We start from the raw sequence: 19,055 nt of genomic DNA, 5'->3' as shown, positions 1-19,055 counted from the left end.
TCAAGGCCTGGAAAAGAGGGGATGAAGGGTGCTGTGCTTGCCGTCATACACCTGGCCCGGGCTTTCATCGACCTGCACGGTCAGGCCCAGGTGGCGCTGCGCGAACAGCGGCTGCAGATGGCGGCGCGCGCAGGCCAGCAGGGCGTCGCCGGCCTGCTGCTGCACGGCGGCCGAGCGGCCCCGGCCCATGCGCAGGTTGATGTAGATGAAGCCGTAGTCGCCATCGCCGCCCGCTGCGCGGCCCGCGGCCCCGCCATCGGCCACGGCGCTGTGCGGCGCGGGGTAGGCCAGCACGCGCGTGCCGCCCGTGGGAAAGACCTGGGCGCCGTCTTCGGCGCGCACGGTGAGCATGGTGTCGGCCAGGGCGCGGCACAGCTGCGTCATGTCGGTGTGCGCGTCCAGGCTGGCCGTGTAGAGGATGACCACGTGCGGCATTCAGGCCACCTCCATGGTGGCGGCCGTGCAGCTCACGGCGAAGATGGGAATGGGCTGGCAGTACAGCACCTGGCCCGCGCCGCGCGCGGCGGCGGCCACGGCGATGAAGCTGCGGATCTCGAAGCCGCCCTGGCCGCCGTCGCGGTAGGTCTCGGCGTCGGTGTACGACAGCAGCGCGTCCCGGTCGTTGCGGCACCAGCGGTCCATGAACTGCTGGTCCCATTCCCAGTTGACCTTGCCCGAGTCGGGCGTGGCCGGCCAGTGCGAAATGCCGCCCGTGCCCACGATGGCGATGCGCTCGGGCGCCTTGTCGCAGGCGCGGCGCAGGGCCTCGCCAAAGGCCCAGGCGCGGTGCAGCGGCGTCAGCGGCGGGCCCTGGCAGTTGATGTTGACCGGGATGATGTCCTTGTCATAGGCCGGCGTCAGAAAGTGCAGCGGGACCATGATGCCGTGGTCGAACTTCCACTCCTCGGCAAAGGCCACGTCCACGGTCTGCATGACCTCGGTGATCAGGCGCCGCGACAGCTCGGCATTGCCGGGGATGCGGTGGCGCTCTATGCCCAGCCAGGCCGGGTCCTCGATGGGCCCTTCGTAGTGGTCTGCCATGCCGATGGCATAGGCCGGCATGTTGTTCATGAAGAAGTTGGCGAAGTGCTCGGCCGCGATGACGATCACGGCATCGGGCCGCGCCGCCTCCAGCCGTGCGCCCATGTCGCGGAAGGCGGCATGGAAGGCATCCTTGGTGACCGGATCGGCCAGGTGTGCGCGGCCCGTGATGCCGGGCGCATGGCTGCAAACGCCTGCAAATACCAGACTCATCTCAAACTCCTGCGATCTTTTCGTTGGTTCCGGTGGTCATCGCGTAGACGCCCGCGCGCACCGGTCCGTGCTTTTGCACGCCGTCGCGCATGGCCTGCAGGTAGTCGGCCCAGGGCATGCCCAGCAGCGGCGCGAAGTGCATCAGCAGCTGGCCGTTGCAGCCCAGCACGTAGAGCTTGCCGATGTCGCCGTGGAACATGGCTTCGTACTCCTCGGGCTCCAGCGCGTACTCGGCCAGCAGCGCGGCGCGGTCCTCTGCAAAGCGCCGCTGCACCTCGGGCTCGCGGTTGAGCTGGAACAGGAATTTCTGCATGGTGTACAGGCTCATGGCGTCTCCCGGTGGTCCAGCCTTAGCCCAGCGTGATGTTGGCGCGGCGGATGATGGCTTCGTACTTGGCGATTTCGCTGGTGACGAAGGCTGCGAACTGCTGCGCCGTGCCGGCCTGCGAGACGATGCCGCCGCGCGCGAAGGCGTCCACCACGGCGGGCTCGGCCAGGGCCTTGACCACGGCGGCGTTGATGCGCTGCACCAGGGCATCGGGCGTGGCGCCGGGTGCCAGCAGCCCCTGCCAGGAGTTGGATTCCAGCGCCACGCCCTGCTCGGCCAGCGTGGGCACCTGGGGAGCGAACTGCGAGCGCTGGCGCGTGGCCATGCCCAGGGCCACCAGCTTGCCGCTTTGCACATGGCCACGGAACTCGGGCCAGTTGCCGAACATCACGTCCACCTGGCCGCCCAGCAGGTCGGCCAGCGCCGGGCCCTGGCCCTTGTAGGGGATGTGGACCATGTCGATGCCCATCTCCTGGCACAGCAGGGCGCCCGACAGATGGGCCGAGGTGCCGTTGCCGAACGAGGCATAGCTGAGCTCGCCGGGCCTGGCCTTGGCGCGGCTGCGCAGATCGGCCAGCGTCTTCAGGCCGCTGCCCGGGTGGGTGGCCAGCACATGCTCGGACAGGCCCATCAGCGCCACGGGCTTGAGGTCGCGCGTGGTGTCGTAGGGCAGGTTCTTCACCAGCGTCTTGTTGGCCGTGAAGCTGTTGGCCACGCACACCAGGGTGTAGCCGTCGGCCGGCTGCTTGGACACATAGTCCACGCCGATCACCGTGCCCGCGCCGGGCTTGTTCTCCACGATCACAGGCTGGCCCAGGGACTTGCCCAGCTCGGTGCCCACCAGGCGCGCCACCAGGTCGGTGGTGCCGCCCGGCGTGAAGGGCACGATGATGCGCAGCGGCCTGGCGGGCCAGGTGCCGGCCGCGCTGCCGGGCTGGGCCTGGGAAAGGCCCGGGAGCATCAGCGCTGCGGCCGTGGTGGCTGCGGTGGATTGCAGGAAATGGCGGCGTTGCATGTCTTGTCTCCTCGGTTCTCTTTGTCGTTGTCGCTGGTCGCCCGTTCAGACGCCCCAGTGCGGAATATGGTGCGAGCCCAGCGATACGGCCACGTTCTTGGGCTCGCAAAAGACCTCGTAGCTCCAGCTGCCGCCCTCGCGGCCCGTGCCCGAGGCCTTGGTGCCGCCGAAGGGCTGGCGCAGGTCGCGCACGTTCTGGCTGTTGACGAAGCACATGCCGGCCTCGATGGCGGCGGCCACGCGGTGGGCGCGGCCCACGCTCTCGGTCCAGACGTAGCTGGACAGGCCGTACTGGATATCGTTGGCCAGGCGCACGGCTTCGGCCTCGTCGCTGAAGGGGATGATGCAGGCCACGGGGCCGAAGATCTCGTCCTGGGCGATCTGCATGCGGTTGTCCACGTCGGCAAACACCGTGGGCAGCACGTAGTTGCCCTTGCGCACGCGCTCGGGCAGCACGGGCGCATCCAGGCCGCCGCACAGCATGCTGGCGCCTTCCTTGCGGCCCAGTTCGATGTAGTGGCGCACCTTGGCCAGGTGGCTGGCGCTGATCATGGGGCCGACGATGGTGGATTCGTCCAGCGGGTCGCCCACGGTGATCTTCCTGGCGCGCTCCACGAAGCGGTCCACGAACTTCGCGTAGATGCCCTTTTGCACCAGGATGCGGCTGCCGGCCGTGCAGCGCTCGCCGTTGTTGGAGAAGATCATGAACACGGCCGCATCCAGCGCGCGCTCGAAGTCGGCGTCGTCAAAGATCACGAAGGGGCTCTTGCCGCCCAGCTCCATGCTGAACTTCTTGAGGCCGGCGGCCTGCACGATGCGGTTGCCGGTCTGGGTCGAGCCCGTGAACGAGACGGCGCGCACATCGCGGTGGCGCACCAGGGGCTCGCCCGCGTCCTTGCCGTAGCCGTGCACCAGGTTGAGCACGCCGGGCGGAATGCCGGCCTCCAGCGCCAGCTCGCCCAGGCGCGCGGCCGTCATGGGCGACAGCTCGCTCATCTTGAGCACGGCCGTGTTGCCGAAGGCCAGGCAGGGCGCCACCTTCCAGGTGGCCGTCATGAAGGGCACGTTCCAGGGCGAGATCAGCGCGCACACGCCCACGGGGTGGAACAGGGTGTAGTTCAGGTGCGTGGGCGTGGGATAGGTGTGGCCGTCCACGCGCGTGCACATCTCGGCAAAGTAGTAGAAGTTGTCGGCCGCGCGCGGCACCAGCTGCTTGCCCGTCTGGGCGATGACCTGGCCGCAGTCGTTGGTCTCGGTCTGCGCGATCTCGGGCACATGGCGGGCGATCAGGTCGCCCAGCTTGCGCACGAGCTTGGCGCGTTCGGTGGCGGGCGTGTTGGCCCATTTCGGGAAGGCGTTCTTCGCGGCGGCGACGGCGGCCTGCACCTCGGCCTCGCCGCCTGCAGCAACCTCGGCCAGCACCTCCTGGGTGGCGGGGTTGACGGTCTCGAAATAGTCCTTGCCGGCGACGGCCTTGCCGTCGATCAGGTGGTCAATGCGCATGGGGATTCCTTGGCGTGTGCGGTGGGTTCAGGAGGCGGCCGGCGCGTCGCCGACGATGGTGTTGACCAGGCGGCCCAGGCCTTCGATCTCGGTGACGATCTCGTCGCCCACGCGGGAGTCGGCCACGCCGTCGGGCGTGCCGGTGAGGATGAGGTCGCCGGGGTTCAGCGTCATGAAGCCCGACAGGTGGGCGATCAGCGAGGGGATGTCATGCACCATGTCGCGCGTGCTGCCGTCCTGCTTGAGCTCGCCGTTGACCCAGCTGCGCAGGCGCAGGTTCATGGGGTCGGGCACATCGGCCGCATCGACGAACCACGGGCCCACGGGCGTGGCGCCGTCGCGGTTCTTCACGCGCAGGTTGGGCCGGTAGAAGTTCTCCAGGTAGTCGCGTATGGCGTAGTCGTTGGCCGTGCAGTAGCCGGCGACCACGCTGTAGGCGTCTTCGCGGCGCACGTTGCGGCAGGTCTTGCCGATGACCACGCCCAGCTCGCATTCGAAGTGCATGTAGGCCACGTTGGCGGGCCGGTACGTGCGGCCGCGGTGGCCGTTCAGCGTGTTCGGGCCCTTGAGGAAGACCAGCGGCTCCTCGGGCGCCTTGTTGAAGGCGATTTCCTTGGCATGGTCCGCATAGTTCAGGCCCAGCGCGAAGACGGTGCCGAACTGCAGCGGCGGCAGCCACTGCACGGCGGTCTCCGCCACCAGGCGGCCATCGGGCAGCTGCACCTGTCCGTGCGGGCCTTCGGTGACCTGCAGGGTCTGTCCTTCGAAGATGACGCGTCCGTGCTTCATGCTGCTGCTCCCTGTTCTGCCACCACCGAATGCGTGAGCCGGCCCAGGCCGGGCACCTCGATGACCACGCGGTCCCCGGGCCGCGCCAGCGGCGCGCCCTCGCCCGGGCCCAGCAGCAGCACGTCGCCGGGCGACAGCGTCATGAATTCGGTCACGTCGGCCAGCAGCCTTGCGGGCGGGCGCACCAGGTCGGCAAAGCCGCGCTGCCAGACCTGTTCACCATTGATGGACACCGTGAGCGTGGCCGCCTGTGCGTCAAAGCCTGTGCCGCGAACGAGGGCGCCCAGCGGGCAGAAACCGTCGCGGCAGCGCTGGCGGATGGCGGGGCGGTAGTAGTTCTCGTGCGGCAGCGTGAGGTCGCTGGCGATCAGCCAGCCGGCCACATGGTCCAGGGCCGTTGCTTCGCTGACGCGCGTGGCGCTGCGGCCGATCACCAGGCCGATGCTGGCATCGACGCGGACCTCGCCGGGATCGGCCGGCACGGCCACCGCAGCGCCATCGCGCGCCCAGGTGTTGCGCGGCTTGAGATAGAGCACGGGCGCGCGCGGAGCGGCCTTGTAGGGCGCGCTGTCGAACTGCGGCGACAGGCGCTGCACGGTGGCCTGCTGGTTGAGCAGCGTGCCGTAGACCGTGCCCAGCGCAAGGCCGTCATCCAGGAGAAAAGGCTGAATCTGCATGGTGTGGATTTAGTTAACGTGGTAATTATTGTTTTTGCAACAAGCCCCGTCAACACGGTGGATTCAGGGTTTTCCCAGGCCGCAGCAAAAAGCCCCTGCGCGGCGAACCGTGCAGGGGCTTGAGGGGGCACCGGGCGCTGCCGGTGTTGGCGGGGGCTGGCCGGTGCTGGCGTCAGCCGCGGCGGCGGCGCAGTGCGGCGATGCCGCCCAGGGCCAGCGCCAGCAGCGCCTGGGCCAGTGTGGACAGGCCGGGCACGGGGGTGGCCGTGGCGCCGGGCGGCAGGGCCGCAGGCGCGGCCACCGCCACGGGGTCCACGATGACGCCGTTGGCGGTCAGGTCGCTGTCTCCCGTCTGCCCGTCGGTGATGTCGAAGCTCACCGAGCGGCGGTCGGGTGCGAAGCGGTAGGCCGATGCGGCCAGCTCATACCAGTGCGCCGTGGGCGTGGCGGCCGTGGGGCCGTACTTCCAGAGCGTGGCCTGGGCGGGTGCGGCTTCAGGCAGGTCCATGCGGATGGTGGCCATGGAGCCCGGCGTGCCGCCCATGAGCACGAAGCTCAGGCTGCCGTAGGGCATGCGCAGGCCGCCCGGCAGCGGGCTTTGCGAGGGCGCGGGCTGAAAGCCTGCCGAGTTCGAGGCGAACTGCCATTGGTCCGCACCCACATTGCCCGTGCCGTTGCTGACACCTGCCGTGTTGCTGCCCGTGCCGATCTGCGTGCCGATGGGCACGGGCTTGCTCAGGGCCAGCACAGCCGGCGCGCTGGCCGTGCCCGAGGCCGGCAGGTTGACCGCATGCACGCGGTAGCTCACGGCAGGGTCCAGGCCGGTGAAGGACAGCGTGGCGGCCGTGCCGGCTGCGGTGCTGACCGTGTTGCTGGCAGGGGCCGGCAGGCCGGCGGCATCCAGGCCGGCCATGACCTGTTCCCAGCTGGGGACGGGCGCATTGGCAGGCAGGGCCACGGCGCGCAGGCTGCCGCCCACGCTGGGCGTGGCCTGGACCACGGCCGATGTCTGGTCCACTGCCTGGGCGGACAGGGCCACGGTGGACAGCGCCGGCACCGCCAGGCTGTCCAGGCGCGCCTTTTTCCAGGCGGCATAGGGCAGGTCCTTGGCCACGGTGCCATCGCCGAAGAAATCGGCATCGCCGCAGTCGCTGAGGATGTCCACGCTGCCGCCCGCGTCCAGGCTGGCGGGCATGGCGCCTATGCCTTCGGCCGAGCAGGCGGTGTGGGGCGCGGTGATGGCGGCCAGGTCGGCAGCGCGCGGACGCAGGTTCAGGGCCAGGCCTGCGCTGTTCACGCGGCCGTCCCAGGAATAGAGCTGGAAGTTGCGCGGCGCGGTGCCCGTGGCGCTGGCCGAGGGACCGGCAATGATCAGGTACTCGCCGACTGCGTTCTTGCGGATTTCGCGGATGCCGCGGCCGCCCAGGTCCAGGCGAATCGGCTGGCCCATGGACGCGCTGCCCTTGCTGCCGCCATCGGCCGCAGGCAGGGCCGCGAAGTTGGTCACGGGCACGATCAGCGCATGCGTGCGGCCCGTGGCGTCGTCGGCCGTGACGGCGGGCGCGCCCGGCGCCGGCACCAGCGGCGCGCGAAAGCCCAGCCATGCGGCGCCGTTGTCGGGGCTGGTGGACATGCCTTCGATGGAAAAGCCGCTCATCGTCTCGGCCTCGGGCGCCTTGGTGGCGCCGCCGTCCGAGCTGGCCACCAGGCCCAGGTAGTTGGCGGCAAGGCCGTCATGCGCGGCCGCGTCCCAGCTGCGCAGGTCCTCGCGCAGCCAGCGGTAGTAGCCACTGGCGGTCAGCGCCGTGGAGGCGCCGGAGCCGGTCACATCCATCGCAGCCAGGCGCCAGCGGTCGGTGCGCGACTTGCCGCTCTTGTTGTTGGAGTGCGAGCCCGCCACGTACACGCGGCTGCCCAGGGCAAAGCTGGCCTCGATGTCCATTTCCTCGTCGCTCTTGCAGCTGTCCAGGCCCGTGAGGCCGGGGGCGGTGCAGGCGGCGGCATCGGCCAGGCCCAGGGCGGTCCTGTCCAGCATCAGCGGCTTGATGGGCAGCCCGCCGGCCGGGCCATAGGCCGAGAAGGAGTTGCCGGCCGGCAGCGCATTGCCCGAGGCATCCTGGGCGGGCGCCTCGTCGTCGCCCACCAGCATGGTGGCGGCATCGATGACGATGGCCGTCGATGCGTCCGAGCGCCCGGCCAGCCAGCGCGGGCTGGTGTTGGCTGCGGTGTTGGCCGAGGCCGCGTACTTGATGGTGCGGCTGACGGAGGCGCCGCCCGCGTTGGTCAGCGTGACGGTGATGTCGGCATAGCCCACGCCCGTGGGCGTGATCCTGAGCACGGCGTTGCCGGCCTGGTTGGACGCGGCCAGGCCGGCGTCGGCCACCACGGCCTGGTTGCTCGAACGCGCAGTGACCTGTACGCCGCCAGCGCCCCCCGCATCCTGCACCGTGAAGCCGATGCCTGCCGAGGCAAGGGGGTCGTTGGCGTCGCCGACCACGCCGGAAAACGCGGTCAGTTCGGGCAGCGAGGCCGTCGGCGGGGCCGAGGCAATGAAAGGCACGCTCACTGCAGCCGTGCTCCCGCCGAGGCCGTTGACGGCGCGCACGCGCAGCGTATAGCTGCCGGGCTGCAGGCCTTCCAGCGCCTGGCTGTTGCCCAGGGCCACGGCCGTGGAGGCTACCGATGCAAAGCTGTCCTGCGACAGCTCCACCACGTAGTAGGCGGCGCCCGGCACGGCGTCCCAGGCGGCCGTCACGCGGTTGCCGGCCGGGGTGGCCGCCAGGTTGGAGGGGGCGGCGGGCACGGTCGCCGGCACGGTCTCCAGCGGGGCCCAGGCCACGCCATAGAACACGCCGTCCTGCGGCGCGGCGATGGACTCGGCCGTGCCCGACAGCGTGCCGGCGTAGCCGCCGTGATCGAAGGCGCGGTACAGGCGGCCCGTGGTGTCGGTGGCCATCAGCATCACATTGCCGCCGCCGGTATCGAAGGCGGCCAGGCCGTGGACCTTGGACAGGCCGGCAATGGAGCCTGCGGGCTGCCAGCTGGTGCCGTCCATCGAGAGGCGGAATTTCCGGATGGCGCCGGTATCGTTGTCCGCCACGTAGACGGTGTTCGCCAGGGCGGGGCCGCCATCGAGTTGCAGGAAGGCGATGCCGCGGTAGGTGGAGGGCGTCAGGCCCGCCAGGGGCAGGGCCGTCTGGATGCCCGTGGTCGGCAAATTCGTGCCGATCTGGTTGAGCGAGCCTCCGTTGATGGCGGCGATCAACTGGCCGCCGGCGACCGCCAGGCCCTGGACATTGCTGCTGTTCAGTTGGGAGATGCCCGTGCCGTCGGCAGCCACATGCCAGATGCCATTGTTGGCCGTGGCCGTACCCTTGCCGCTGGCCCAGACGGCGCCGCAGTCGCTGCTGGCTGCTGCGCGGATGGTGTCCTTGCTGAAGGCCGTGGTGCCGAGCGCGCGCAGGCTTTTCACGTCGGAGTCGAACCCCACCACGGCCACGGCGCGCGGGGCCGCCGCTGCCGTGACGCCGTTGGGCTCGGTGCCGCCGGTGGCCACGGCATAGCCAGGAACCACCAGGCACAGGCCATTGTCCGAGCGGTTGAGCAGGCCTTCCGAGCCCTTGCTGCTGGCCGTCAGCGGCGTCGCTCCGCCTGACAGCGGCAGCGATTGCACCAGCGTGCCGTCCACGCGGTACTCATCCAGGAACACGGGCAGCGCGCCTGTGCCCGTGCCCACGCGGTAGGCCACCAGGTTGCCCGGGGTGAAGGGCGCGGACCATGCAGCGCCACACAGGGCCAGGCAGGCCGTTGCAATCGCCTTGTGCCGCCAATCCAAAGTACTCGCGCGCATGCTCACCATCCCCCTGTGTGACAAATCGCGCGACTGTAAGAGGCGGCTGTGACAGCCCGGTGACGGCAGGCTCGCAGGATGGTGGGAAGGCACCATGCAAAAAAAAAAGACGGCTCCCTCAGGGTGCCGTCCTTGCCTCATTGCGCCGTGATGCCCGCGCTTTGCTTTTTCTGGTTATGGGCGCTGCGTGTGCACGGGGCAGCGTATCGAGCGGTCGATCAGCGGATCAGCAGCACAGGCACCTGGCTGCCGGCCAGCACCTGGGTGCTGACCGAGCCCATGACCAGGCGGCCCAGCGTGCCGTGGCCATGCGTGCCCATGACCAGCAGGTCGAACTTGCCTTCTTCGGCCGCCTTGATGATGGAGTCGGCAATCGGGCCGACCTTGCTCAGGCGGGCTGCCTGCACGCCGTGCTCGGCCAGGTAGCTGCACACGGGGTCCAGCACCTTGGTCGACTCCTCGGCGTAGTACTCGTCCACCACGTCCTTGCCCAGGGCGGCGCGCGCGCGGGCCGGCAGCTGGGGCTGGACGGTGATGGCGCTGTAGCTGTGGGCCGAACCCAGGATCTCCGGGTGCGAGGTCAGGTAGGCCAGCATCTTCTGGGTGTAGGGGCTGCCATCGACAGCGAGCAGGATGTTCATGAAGGTCCTCCTTGGATATGGCCCGAGACTAAGCCCAAGCCGGGGTGGAGTGCTTGATCCAGGTCAAGCACGGGCCGGTGCCTCTGCCGCCCCTGCGGTCGCATGCACCGGCAACTCGATGGTAGAGCGCGGCGAAAACCCCTCCTGCTCGCCCTTGCGCGCGTAGCCCAGCGGGTTGGCCACCACGCGGCAGCGCCAGGCGCTGCCATCGCCGCGCAGGCCCTCGGCCACATAGTCGCTGGGCGAATGCAGGTGGCCGTGCAGCCACAGATCGGCAAAGGGCAGCAGTTCATCCAGCACGTTGCAAAAGCCGGCCGTGCCCGGCACCAGGCCGTAGCGCGGGTCGGCGCTGCGCAGGCTGGGCGCGAAATGCGTGACGGCCACCGTGGGGCCATCGAAGGGCCTGGCCAGCGCCTGGCGCAGCCATTGCTGGCAGACCAGCGACTGCTCGCGCATGGGCTCGGCCAGGAAGGGCTCGCCGTCGCGCGTGCCGCCGGTCTTTTGCAGGTAGAAATTGGCGGCGCGAAAGGCCTTCTCGCGCAGCTTGAGCAGCCGGGCCAGATCGGTCACGCCTTCATGCATGGACATGGCGTCGTAGTCGCTCCACAGCGTGGTGCCCACGAAGCGCACGCCGTCCAGCACGGCCGTCTCGCGCTCCAGCCAGACCATGCCCATGCGCTCGCAGGTGGCACGCAGGCGGGCGTGGGCGGCGTCGAAGTCCTGCATGTCGTACTCATGGTTGCCCGGCACGAAGATCACGGGGCAGGGCCAGCCCGCGTACTGGGGCAGGGGAGAGAAGCGCTCCAGCCCGAAATCCTGGCCCGGCAGCAGGCTGCCGCTCTGGTAGGAGCCTATGTCGCCGGCCAGCACCAGCACGTCGGCATCGGGTGCGGGCTCGGCGATGAAATGCGGATGGGCCTCGAGGTGCAGGTCGGACAGCAGCTGGATCTTCATGCGGCCAAGTGTAGAACCTGCGCTGGCGCGGGCGCCCCGCAAACGGCGCTCAGGTGTGCGGGAAGGTCGCCTCTGCAGAGCGCGTGAGCGTGCGCAGCAGCCAGTCGTAGGCCTGAGGATGCTGGCCGCGCCGGCGCCACAGCGCGTCCACGTGCACGGGCTGCACGTCGAAGGGCAGCTCGCGCAGCACCAGCTTGTCGGCCATGCCGGTCACGGGCACGAAGTGGCGCGGCAATATGGTCAGCAGGTTGGAGGTCATGACCACGCGCCCGGCCGTGAAGAACTGGTTGACGGTAAGCACCACCTGGCGCGTGCGGCCCAGCGAGGCCAGGGCCTCGTCGATGAAGCCGAAGGAGCGGCCCGAGAAGCTCACCAGCATGTGGCGCGCCGCGCAGTAGTTGTCCAGTGTCAGCGGCACATCGGCCAGCGGATGGCCCTGGCGCATCACGCACAGGTACTCGCCTTCATACAGGCGCCGGCTGTCGAAGGCCACCAGGGCGCCCGACTGCGCGCGCGCCGTCAGGTCGGCCAGCGCGGCGGGGAAGTAGCCCACGGCCATGTCGGCCTCGCCGGCCTCCAGCAGGCTGCGCGGGTCGCGCGTGGTCAGCGGCAGCACGCGGATGCCGATGCCGGGCGCCTCGCGCTCCAGCAGGCTGAACATGGGAGGAATCAGCGTGGCGGCCGTGGCGTCGGCCATGGCCAGCACAAAGGTGGCGGTGGCGGTGGATGGGTGGAATTCGCCTGGCGTCAGCGTGTCCTGCAGCTGCTGCAGCGCCTCGCGGATCACGGGCCACAGCGCCAGCGCGCGCGGCGTGGGCTCCACGCCCTGGCCCTGGCGCACCAGGAGCTCGTCGCCCAGCGCCTCGCGCAGGCGGCGCAGCGCATTGCTCACGGCCGGCTGGGTGATGGCCAGCTTGTGGGCCGCCCGCGTGAGGCTGCGCTCCGCCATCACCTCGTCGAAGACGCGCAGCAGGTTCAGATCCAGTGTGCGGAAGTTCAGGGCGGACATGGCCGTGGCAGCGAGCGCTGAGTCATCACTGGTGTGAATGCTACAGATTCAAGATATAAATTTGAAGAACTCTAGGGTAAACCCTATAGTTACCCCTAGTCGCCCGCCACGCCGTCAAAAGCGGCCATTTAACTGGGTTTATCTGCCATGAGCAACTTCATTTACAACTCCTACTGTGTCGAGCACCCTGGTGTGGTGCATGTCTATCAAGCCGCCGACGACCGCAAGAGCGCTGCCAAGCGTTTCTCCGGCAAGCGCGGCGCCAGCGCCCTGCTGCTCGCTGCCCTGGTGGCCGCGCTGATGGTGGTGGTCAACGAGGTCGCCCACAACTGGACCGACGGCCACATGCTGGGCGCCTGGGTCGTGCTGTGGGTTGCCGCCTTCATGGGCCTGGCCCTGTTCTCCGCCCCCGCCCGCCGCGCCGCCATGATGGCCCGTGCCGGCTACCGCGCCTGGACCGAGAGCCGCCAGCAGGCCGCCGCTGACGAGCGCATCTGGAACGCCGCCCTGCAGGACGCCCGCCTGATGGCCGATCTGGCCCGCGCCATGGATAGGCAAGGTAACTAAGCTCCCCCTGAGCGGCTTACGCCGCTTCCCCCTCTCTACCCGCTTCGCGGGGGAGGGGGACGACACCCTCGGTGCGGGGCGGCCCTTCCTCGGTGTCTCTCGCTTTAGGTCACGCCAGTTTTTGGCGCTGTCCACAAAAAAAGCCGCTGCCCACAAGGCGCGGCTTTTTTTGTTGTCTGGGGGGCGTCGTTGAAACGCCACAAAAAAAGCCTCGCAGTGCGAGGCTTTTTCCATGGGTCGAGAGCTACTCAGGGATTCATTGTTCTGTGCATCTTCCACAGTCCATGAAACTGGCGCTGCCCAAAGCAAGGGGCACCGAGGAAGGGCCTACGCCGGCCGCGCCGCCCCGCACCGAGGGTGCCGTCCCCCCCCGCGAAGCGAGAGGGGGAAGCGGCGTAGCCGCTCAGGGGGAGCTTTATGTCCCCAGGCGCTTTTCCAGTTCGGCCTTGGTCACCAGCAGCTCCTGGGGCAGCTTGTGGGCCAGCTTGTCGAAGTGCTCGGTGTGCAGCTGCATTTCCTCGGCCCAGGCGGCCTTGTCGATGCTGGTCACGCTGGCGAACTGGTCGGCGGAGAAGTCCAGGCCGGTCCAGTTGATCTCGGCGTACTGGGGCGCAATGCCGAAGGCGGTCTGCTCGCCCTGTGCCTGGCCTTCGAGGCGGTCGATCATCCACTTGAGCACGCGCATGTTCTCGCCGTAGCCGGGCCAGACGAACTTGCCGTCGGCATTCTTGCGGAACCAGTTGGTGGTGAAGATCTTGGGCAGTGCCGCGCCCTGGGCCTGGATCTTGGCGCCCAGCGTGAGCCAGTGCTGGAAGTAGTCGCTCATGTTGTAGCCGGCAAACGGCAGCATGGCGAAGGGGTCGCGGCGCACCACGCCCTGGGCGCCGAAGGCGGCGGCCGTGGTTTCCGAGCCCATGGTGGCGGCCATGTAGACGCCTTCGGTCCAGTTGCGGGCCTCGGTCACCAGCGGCACGGTGGTGGAGCGGCGGCCGCCGAAGATGATGGCGTCGATCTTCACGCCCTTGGGATCGTCCCAGGCTTCATCCAGCGCGGGGTTGTTGGTCGCGGCCACGGTGAAGCGGGCGTTGGGGTGGGCGGCCTTGGCGCCGGTCTCGCGGGCGATCTGGGGCGTCCAGTCCTTGCCTTGCCAGTCGATCAGGTGATCAGGCAGCTTGCCGGTGTCCTTGTCCATGCCTTCCCACCACACGTCGTTGTCGTCGGTCAGCGCGACGTTCGTGAAGATCACGTTCTTGTCGAGGCTGGCCATGCAGTTGGGGTTGGTGTGGTAGTTCGTGCCCGGGGCCACGCCGAAATAGCCGGCTTCGGGGTTGATCGCGCGCAGCGAGCCGTCGGCCTGGGGCTTGATCCAGGCGATGTCGTCGCCGATGGTGGTGACCTTCCAGCCTTCGAAGACTTTGGGCGGCACCAGCATGGAGAAGTTGGTCTTGCCGCAGGCGCTGGGGAAGGCCGCAGCCACGTGGTACTTCTTGCCTTCGGGGTTGGTCACGCCCAGGATGAGCATGTGCTCGGCCAGCCAGCCCTGGTCGCGGCCCATGGTGGAGGCGATGCGCAGCGCAAAGCACTTCTTGCCCAGCAGGGCGTTGCCGCCGTAGCCCGAGCCATAGCTCCAGATTTCGCGCGTCTCGGGGTAGTGGACGATGTACTTGGTCTTGTTGCAGGGCCAGCTGGTCTGGTCCTTCTCGCCTTCGGCCAGGGGCGCGCCCACGGTGTGGACGCAGGGCACGAACTCGCCTTCCACGCCGATCACGTCATACACGGCACGGCCCATGCGGGTCATGATCTTCATGTTGACGGCCACATAGGCGCTGTCGGACAGCTCCACGCCCACGTGGGCGATGGGCGAGCCCAGCGGGCCCATGGAGAAAGGCACCACATACATGGTGCGGCCGGCCATGCAGCCGTCGAACAGCGGCTGCAGCGTGGCGCGCATCTCGTTCGGGGCCATCCAGTTGTTGGTCGGGCCTGCGTCTTCCTTGTTGGCCGAGCAGATGTAGGTGCGGTCCTCGACGCGCGCCACATCGGACGGATCGGACCAGGCCAGGTAGCTGCCGGGGCGCTTGACGGGATCGAGCTTCTTGAAGGTGCCGGCATCGACGAGCTGCTGGCACAGCTGCTCGTATTCCTCCTGCGAGCCATCGCACCAATGGATTTTGGCGGGCTTGCACAGTGCGGCCATCTCGGCCACCCAGGCGATCAGGCGGCTGTTCTTGACATAGGCGGGGGCCTGGATGTTCAGGCCTTGTATGACGGGTGCGTTCATCGCGGAGCTTCCTTCAATTGAAAAAACCAGTTTTTCAAAGGGGACGCGCCTGCTGCACCGCGCCAACTTTGAGAAACGGGCTCTCGTTCAGTCGGCGCGCGAAGGAAGCTCTTCTCTGGGCGGCGAAGCGGCGCTGGCGGAAGCTGGCGGCGCACCGGCTGGGGATTCGATTCTAGGGAGCGGTCACGAATTTGTCAGCAAACGAATGGCAAAAACTATGCATTCTATGCATTGAAGTATGCAATATGAACGATGAAATTGCCTGTTGAAAAGGCAAGCAAAAAGCCCCGCAAAGCGGGGCCTGGTGCAGGGGCAGGAGGGCCGGAATCAGGCCATGTTGACGGCAATGAAGGCCAGCAGAAACATCAGCACGGCGCCTGCCAGGGGCAGGATGACAGGCATGTAGGGGACGACGGCCTCGGTGGCGTCTTCGGGGGCCGGCTGCTCGCCGTGGTGCGCTGCGGGATCGTGCGTCATGCAAAAGCTCCTGGCTTGCCAATGGGGATGCCTGATTCTAGGCAGGCCTGTCCCCTGGCGCCTTCGGGGAAAGCCATGACACCGGGCCTGCTAGACGGCATTGACCTGCATGCCTTCGGCCTGAAGGGCGGCTATGACCTCGTCGATATGGGCCTTGTTGCGCGTCTGCAGCACCAGCTCGATTTCCACGCTCTGCGCGGCCAGCATGGTGAAGGCGCGCTGGTGGTGGACTTCCTCGATATTGGCGCCCGCTGCAGCCACCGTGGCCGTGATGCGCGCCAGCACGCCGGGCACGTCGCGCGCGCTGACCTTGATGCGCGCCAGCCGCCCGGAGCGCACCATTCCGCGCCCGATGATGGCTGCCAGCAGCAGTGGATCGATATTGCCGCCCGACAGGATCATTCCCACCTTCTTGCCCGCAAAGCGCTGCGGATGGCGCAGCAGCGCGGCCAGGCCTGCGGCGCCCGCGCCCTCGACCAGGGTCTTCTCGATCTCCAGCAGCATGAGCACGGCCTGCTCGATGTCGCCCTCATCGACCAGCAGCATGTCGTCCACCAGGCGTGCCACGACTTCCTGCGTGATCGCGCCGGGCTGGGTGACGGCAATGCCTTCGGCGATGGTCGAGGTGCCCATCGGCAGCTCGGCCTGGCGCACGGCATTGAACATGGACGGAAAGCGCTGGGTCTGCACGCCGATGATTTCGATGTCCGGGTTCAGCCCCTTGGCCGCCGTGGCCACGCCCGCGATCAGGCCGCCGCCGCCAATGGCCACGACCAGCAGGTCCAAATCCGGCTGTTCGGCCAGCATTTCCAGCGCCAGGGTGCCCTGGCCCGCCGCGATCTGCTCGTCGTCATAGGGATGGACAAAGCACAGGCCCTGCTGCTCGGCCAGCGCGTAGGCGTGCTGGCGCGCCTCGGCCAGGGAGTCGCCGTGCAGCACGACCTCGGCGCCGAAGCCGCGCGTGCGCTCCACCTTCACCCCCGGCGTGAAGCGCGGCATGACGATGACGGCACGCACCCCCAGGCGCTGCGCGTGGTAGGCCACGCCCTGGGCATGGTTGCCGGCGCTCATGGCGACCACGCCGCGTGCGCGCTCCTCGGGCGAGAGCTGGGCCAGCTTGTTGAGGGCGCCGCGTTCCTTGAACGAGGCCGTGAACTGCAGGTTCTCGAACTTGAGATACACCTGCGCGCCCGTGATCTGGGACAGCGTGCGCGATTCCACGCAGGGCGTTTCGAGCACGGCGCCGCGCAGGCGGCCGGCGGCGTTCTGGATGTCTTGGAGGCTGAGCATGGCGCATTGTGGCGCACACGCGGGCCTGCGCGCGCCAGGCCGTGCAATGGATTCCCCGCAGCCAGCGTGGTGCAGGGGGCTTTCATAAAATAAGAATCATTCTTGTTTGTGGGGCGCGCACCGCTCCGGCTGGCCATGGCTTTCTCCTCTGTCCAAACACCTGCACGCCCTCCGCGCTGGCTGGGGCGGGGCACGCTGCGTGCCTGTGATTTCAGCGGGCCCGACTACCGCATCCTCGATGCCGAGGTCACGGCGCAGGATGCGCTGCTGGCCGGTCACCTGCAGGCCTGGCAGGTCCAGCCCGGCCTGTGGCTGCATGGCGTGGAGGCCCGCGACCTTCGCACCATGAGCACGCGTTCGCCGGCCGTGCCGGGCCTGCACATGGTCGTGCTGCTGGAGGGGTGCGTGGACGTGGCCTTCGGCAACCAGGGTCTGCAGCTGCAGGTGGCGCCCGCCAGCGCCGCCGGTGCCCATGTGCAGGCCTGCGGGGCCGTCATCCACACGCGGCCCGGCGACATGTTCATGCGGCAGTGGCGGCGCGGCAAGTTCGAGCGCAAGCTCAGCATCACCGTGCAGCCGCAGTGGTTTGCCGCGCAGACCCTGCCCATGGCGGCGCCGCCGCTGCTGCAGCACTGGATGGAGCAGCAATTGCTGGCCATACGGCCCTGGCAGCCCTCGCCGCGTGCCGTGGCGGTGGCCGAGCAGATCATCCAGCTGGCACGTGAGGGCTCGGCGCCCTTGCTGCTGGCCAGCCGCACGCTGGAGCTGGTGCACGAGGCCGTGCAGTCCCTCGAGGCGCCCGAGCCCGATCCGGCGCAGACCGTGCCGGGCGTGCTGGGCATACGCGAGCACCGGCGCATGGCGCGCCTCAAGGCCCTGCTGGACAGCGGCGGCGACGGCTGCCGCACGCTGGCCGAGATCGCACGCGAAGTGGGCCTGAGCGCCAGTGCGCTGCAGCGCCAGTTCCGCCTGGCCTATGGCTCCAGCATCGACGAGTACCGGCGCGAGCAGCGGCTGGCGCGCGCCTGGGCCGCGCTGGAGCAGACGGGCTGCAGCGTGGCCGAGGTCGCGCATGGGGCCGGCTATTCCAGCGCGGCCAACTTTTCCACGGCCTTCAAGCGCCGCTTCGGCATCTCTCCCAAGCTGGTGCGTGCCCGGGTCTGACGCCCGGCGGGCGTCTTTGGCGCGTGGCGCAAACATCGGCAGGCCTGCCGCAAAGCCTGCTTGCGCCAGGCGGTGCTGCAATCTGGCAAAAGAAAGGACATACGCGAATGACACAGCTGCAGGCGCGCACCTCGGTGCACATGGACAGGCCCGACGAAGCCATTGCCGCCATCGTCGGGCACATGCAGGAGCACGACATCACCGTGCGCCGCGAAGGCACGCGCTGGGTGGCCGACTACGAAGGCGGCCGGGGACAGCTGTGGCTGGAGGACGGGCGCGTCCATGCGGAGGTGGCGGCACCCGGCGTGGAGCTGCTGCAGGACATGAAGCTCATGCTGGCCCACCTGCTGCTGGAGTCCACGGGCGCCGCCGACGGCTCCCTGGCCTGGGAGGGTGACGGCGCCGCGCTGCAGCGCCCGCCGGCCTTCCGCGAGCTGCGGGTGCTGGCCGTGCGCGACCTCACGCCGCACATGCGCCGCGTACGCTTTGCCTGCGACGACATGGCGCGCTATGCGCAGGACACCCACATCCACGTCAAGCTGCTGTTTCCGCAGCCGGGCGTGACCGAGCCCGAATGGCCCACGCTGTCGGCCAGCGGCCTGCTGCGCCTGCCCGAGGGTGACATGCGCCTGGACATGCGCACGTACACCATGCGTGCGATGGGAATGGCCCAAGACGGCGCCAACGGATGGATCGACGTGGACTTCGTGCTGCACGAGGATGCAGGCCCCGGGTCGGCCTGGGCCGCGCGCGCCCAGCCGGGCCAGCGCATCGGCATGACCGGCCCCGGCGGGCGCACGGCCACCCCGGCCGACTGGATGCTGCTGGCCGGCGACGACACCGGCCTGCCGGCCATGCTGCGCATTGCGGCCGCCCTGCCCGCGCACACGCGCGGCCATGTCTTCGCCGAAGTCCAGGGCCCGCAGGACGAGCAGCCCGTGCAGGCGCCCGCAGGCCTGCAATGGCACTGGCTGCACCGCGGCGCTGCCGAGGCCGGGACCACCACGCTGCTGATCGACGCGCTGCGCGCCGTGCGCTGGCCGGATGCGTTGGCCGGTCATCCCGCCAGCCGCTTCGTCTGGGCCGCTGGCGAGTTCGACACCGCCCAGGCCGTGCGCCAGTGGGCGCGCGAGGAGCGCGGGCTGGAAAAGCACGAGCAGCTGGTCGTGGCCTACTGGCGGCGGGGCATGAGCGAGTCGGATTTCAAGGCCGCGAAGTAGGCCGCCAAGTAGGCCGCGAAGCAGGCCACGCAGGGG

Annotated in this window: 17 protein-coding genes and 1 pseudogene; 4 read left to right on the top strand and 14 right to left on the bottom strand. The window is 68.9% G+C overall.

Annotated features, from left to right (window positions below):
• From PO605_RS16245 to PO605_RS16195, 11 genes and pseudogenes are all read right to left on the bottom strand, one after another.
• A complete protein-coding gene (locus PO605_RS16245) occupies positions 1–435 on the bottom strand; it encodes a 5-carboxymethyl-2-hydroxymuconate Delta-isomerase (protein WP_012202041.1) in 435 nt (144 codons plus the stop codon).
• Positions 436–1,254, bottom strand: a complete 819-nt coding sequence (locus PO605_RS16240) for an extradiol ring-cleavage dioxygenase (RefSeq protein WP_047471856.1) — start codon at positions 1,252–1,254, stop codon at positions 436–438.
• Position 1,255: 1 nt separating this feature from the next.
• Positions 1,256–1,582 carry an aromatic ring-opening dioxygenase LigA gene (locus PO605_RS16235; protein ID WP_047471858.1) on the bottom strand — a complete coding sequence of 109 codons (327 nt, stop codon included), beginning with the start codon at positions 1,580–1,582 and terminating at the stop codon, positions 1,256–1,258.
• A 22-nt stretch (positions 1,583–1,604) separates the two neighbouring features.
• Positions 1,605–2,600 (bottom strand): annotated as a pseudogene (locus tag PO605_RS16230) (tripartite tricarboxylate transporter substrate binding protein); the annotation flags it as partial.
• A gap of 42 nt (positions 2,601–2,642) precedes the next feature.
• Positions 2,643–4,100 carry a 5-carboxymethyl-2-hydroxymuconate semialdehyde dehydrogenase gene (gene hpaE, locus PO605_RS16225; protein ID WP_047471863.1) on the bottom strand — a complete coding sequence of 486 codons (1,458 nt, stop codon included), beginning with the start codon at positions 4,098–4,100 and terminating at the stop codon, positions 2,643–2,645.
• A gap of 27 nt (positions 4,101–4,127) precedes the next feature.
• Complete coding sequence (locus tag PO605_RS16220) at positions 4,128–4,889, bottom strand: fumarylacetoacetate hydrolase family protein (RefSeq protein WP_047471865.1); 762 nt, start codon at positions 4,887–4,889, stop codon at positions 4,128–4,130.
• Complete coding sequence (locus PO605_RS16215; protein WP_013800012.1) at positions 4,886–5,566, bottom strand: fumarylacetoacetate hydrolase family protein; 681 nt, start codon at positions 5,564–5,566, stop codon at positions 4,886–4,888. Before PO605_RS16215 ends, PO605_RS16220 begins: the two co-directional genes overlap by 4 nt.
• A gap of 172 nt (positions 5,567–5,738) precedes the next feature.
• Positions 5,739–9,416 carry a choice-of-anchor U domain-containing protein gene (locus tag PO605_RS16210; protein WP_272206638.1) on the bottom strand — a complete coding sequence of 1,226 codons (3,678 nt, stop codon included), beginning with the start codon at positions 9,414–9,416 and terminating at the stop codon, positions 5,739–5,741.
• Between the two features lie 218 nt (positions 9,417–9,634).
• Positions 9,635–10,057 carry a universal stress protein gene (locus PO605_RS16205; protein WP_016447345.1) on the bottom strand — a complete coding sequence of 141 codons (423 nt, stop codon included), beginning with the start codon at positions 10,055–10,057 and terminating at the stop codon, positions 9,635–9,637.
• A 63-nt stretch (positions 10,058–10,120) separates the two neighbouring features.
• Positions 10,121–11,011 (bottom strand): metallophosphoesterase, encoded by an 891-nt coding sequence (locus PO605_RS16200; RefSeq protein ID WP_034365844.1) that lies wholly within the window; start codon positions 11,009–11,011, stop codon positions 10,121–10,123.
• A 49-nt stretch (positions 11,012–11,060) separates the two neighbouring features.
• Positions 11,061–12,020, bottom strand: a complete 960-nt coding sequence (locus PO605_RS16195; protein ID WP_016452246.1) for a LysR family transcriptional regulator — start codon at positions 12,018–12,020, stop codon at positions 11,061–11,063.
• A gap of 147 nt (positions 12,021–12,167) precedes the next feature.
• Between PO605_RS16195 and PO605_RS16190 the strand changes: the two genes are divergently transcribed.
• Entirely contained in the window at positions 12,168–12,587 is a 420-nt protein-coding gene (locus PO605_RS16190; protein WP_047472899.1) for a hypothetical protein, read from the top strand.
• A 415-nt stretch (positions 12,588–13,002) separates the two neighbouring features.
• On the opposite strand, the gene PO605_RS16185 is transcribed toward PO605_RS16190, so the two are convergent.
• Positions 13,003–14,868, bottom strand: a complete 1,866-nt coding sequence (locus tag PO605_RS16185) for a phosphoenolpyruvate carboxykinase (GTP) (RefSeq protein ID WP_047472900.1) — start codon at positions 14,866–14,868, stop codon at positions 13,003–13,005.
• Between PO605_RS16185 and PO605_RS16180 the strand changes: the two genes are divergently transcribed.
• Complete coding sequence (locus PO605_RS16180; protein ID WP_126311565.1) at positions 14,852–15,103, top strand: hypothetical protein; 252 nt, start codon at positions 14,852–14,854, stop codon at positions 15,101–15,103. The genes PO605_RS16185 and PO605_RS16180 overlap by 17 nt on opposite strands.
• A gap of 92 nt (positions 15,104–15,195) precedes the next feature.
• On the opposite strand, the gene PO605_RS16175 is transcribed toward PO605_RS16180, so the two are convergent.
• Positions 15,196–15,345: a hypothetical protein gene (locus PO605_RS16175; protein WP_016447350.1), complete on the bottom strand. Its 150-nt coding sequence runs from the start codon at positions 15,343–15,345 to the stop codon at positions 15,196–15,198.
• A gap of 90 nt (positions 15,346–15,435) precedes the next feature.
• The gene (locus tag PO605_RS16170; RefSeq protein WP_016447351.1) at positions 15,436–16,635 is read right to left on the bottom strand and encodes a threonine ammonia-lyase; all 1,200 of its coding nucleotides are present in this window, start codon (positions 16,633–16,635) and stop codon (positions 15,436–15,438) included.
• A 135-nt stretch (positions 16,636–16,770) separates the two neighbouring features.
• Between PO605_RS16170 and PO605_RS16165 the strand changes: the two genes are divergently transcribed.
• Together PO605_RS16165 and PO605_RS16160 are read left to right on the top strand one after the other, a co-directional pair.
• A complete protein-coding gene (locus PO605_RS16165; RefSeq protein ID WP_047472902.1) occupies positions 16,771–17,799 on the top strand; it encodes a helix-turn-helix transcriptional regulator in 1,029 nt (342 codons plus the stop codon).
• Positions 17,800–17,906: 107 nt separating this feature from the next.
• Positions 17,907–19,019 (top strand): siderophore-interacting protein, encoded by a 1,113-nt coding sequence (locus PO605_RS16160; RefSeq protein ID WP_272206637.1) that lies wholly within the window; start codon positions 17,907–17,909, stop codon positions 19,017–19,019.
• Positions 19,020–19,055: the final 36 nt, after the last annotated feature.

Source organism: Delftia sp. DT-2, assembly GCF_028401915.1.
Lineage (GTDB): Bacteria > Pseudomonadota > Gammaproteobacteria > Burkholderiales > Burkholderiaceae_C > Comamonas > Comamonas tsuruhatensis.
Note: the sequence above shows the minus strand (reverse complement) of the source record. Positions and strands in the feature narration are given on the sequence as shown.

Bases quoted from the DNA above. Each gene is read 5' to 3' on its own strand.
- PO605_RS16245 (WP_012202041.1), bottom strand. From the start codon at position 435: ATGCCGCACGTGGTCATCCTCTACACGGCCAGCCTGGACGCGCACACC.
- PO605_RS16240 (WP_047471856.1), bottom strand. From the start codon at position 1,254: ATGAGTCTGGTATTTGCAGGCGTTTGCAGCCATGCGCCCGGCATCACG.
- PO605_RS16235 (WP_047471858.1), bottom strand. From the start codon at position 1,582: ATGAGCCTGTACACCATGCAGAAATTCCTGTTCCAGCTCAACCGCGAG.
- hpaE (WP_047471863.1), bottom strand. From the start codon at position 4,100: ATGCGCATTGACCACCTGATCGACGGCAAGGCCGTCGCCGGCAAGGAC.
- PO605_RS16220 (WP_047471865.1), bottom strand. From the start codon at position 4,889: ATGAAGCACGGACGCGTCATCTTCGAAGGACAGACCCTGCAGGTCACC.
- PO605_RS16215 (WP_013800012.1), bottom strand. From the start codon at position 5,566: ATGCAGATTCAGCCTTTTCTCCTGGATGACGGCCTTGCGCTGGGCACG.
- PO605_RS16210 (WP_272206638.1), bottom strand. From the start codon at position 9,416: ATGCGCGCGAGTACTTTGGATTGGCGGCACAAGGCGATTGCAACGGCC.
- PO605_RS16205 (WP_016447345.1), bottom strand. From the start codon at position 10,057: ATGAACATCCTGCTCGCTGTCGATGGCAGCCCCTACACCCAGAAGATG.
- PO605_RS16200 (WP_034365844.1), bottom strand. From the start codon at position 11,011: ATGAAGATCCAGCTGCTGTCCGACCTGCACCTCGAGGCCCATCCGCAT.
- PO605_RS16195 (WP_016452246.1), bottom strand. From the start codon at position 12,020: ATGTCCGCCCTGAACTTCCGCACACTGGATCTGAACCTGCTGCGCGTC.
- PO605_RS16190 (WP_047472899.1), top strand. From the start codon at position 12,168: ATGAGCAACTTCATTTACAACTCCTACTGTGTCGAGCACCCTGGTGTG.
- PO605_RS16180 (WP_126311565.1), top strand. From the start codon at position 14,852: ATGACGGGTGCGTTCATCGCGGAGCTTCCTTCAATTGAAAAAACCAGT.
- PO605_RS16185 (WP_047472900.1), bottom strand. From the start codon at position 14,868: ATGAACGCACCCGTCATACAAGGCCTGAACATCCAGGCCCCCGCCTAT.
- PO605_RS16175 (WP_016447350.1), bottom strand. From the start codon at position 15,345: ATGACGCACGATCCCGCAGCGCACCACGGCGAGCAGCCGGCCCCCGAA.
- PO605_RS16170 (WP_016447351.1), bottom strand. From the start codon at position 16,635: ATGCTCAGCCTCCAAGACATCCAGAACGCCGCCGGCCGCCTGCGCGGC.
- PO605_RS16165 (WP_047472902.1), top strand. From the start codon at position 16,771: ATGGCTTTCTCCTCTGTCCAAACACCTGCACGCCCTCCGCGCTGGCTG.
- PO605_RS16160 (WP_272206637.1), top strand. From the start codon at position 17,907: ATGACACAGCTGCAGGCGCGCACCTCGGTGCACATGGACAGGCCCGAC.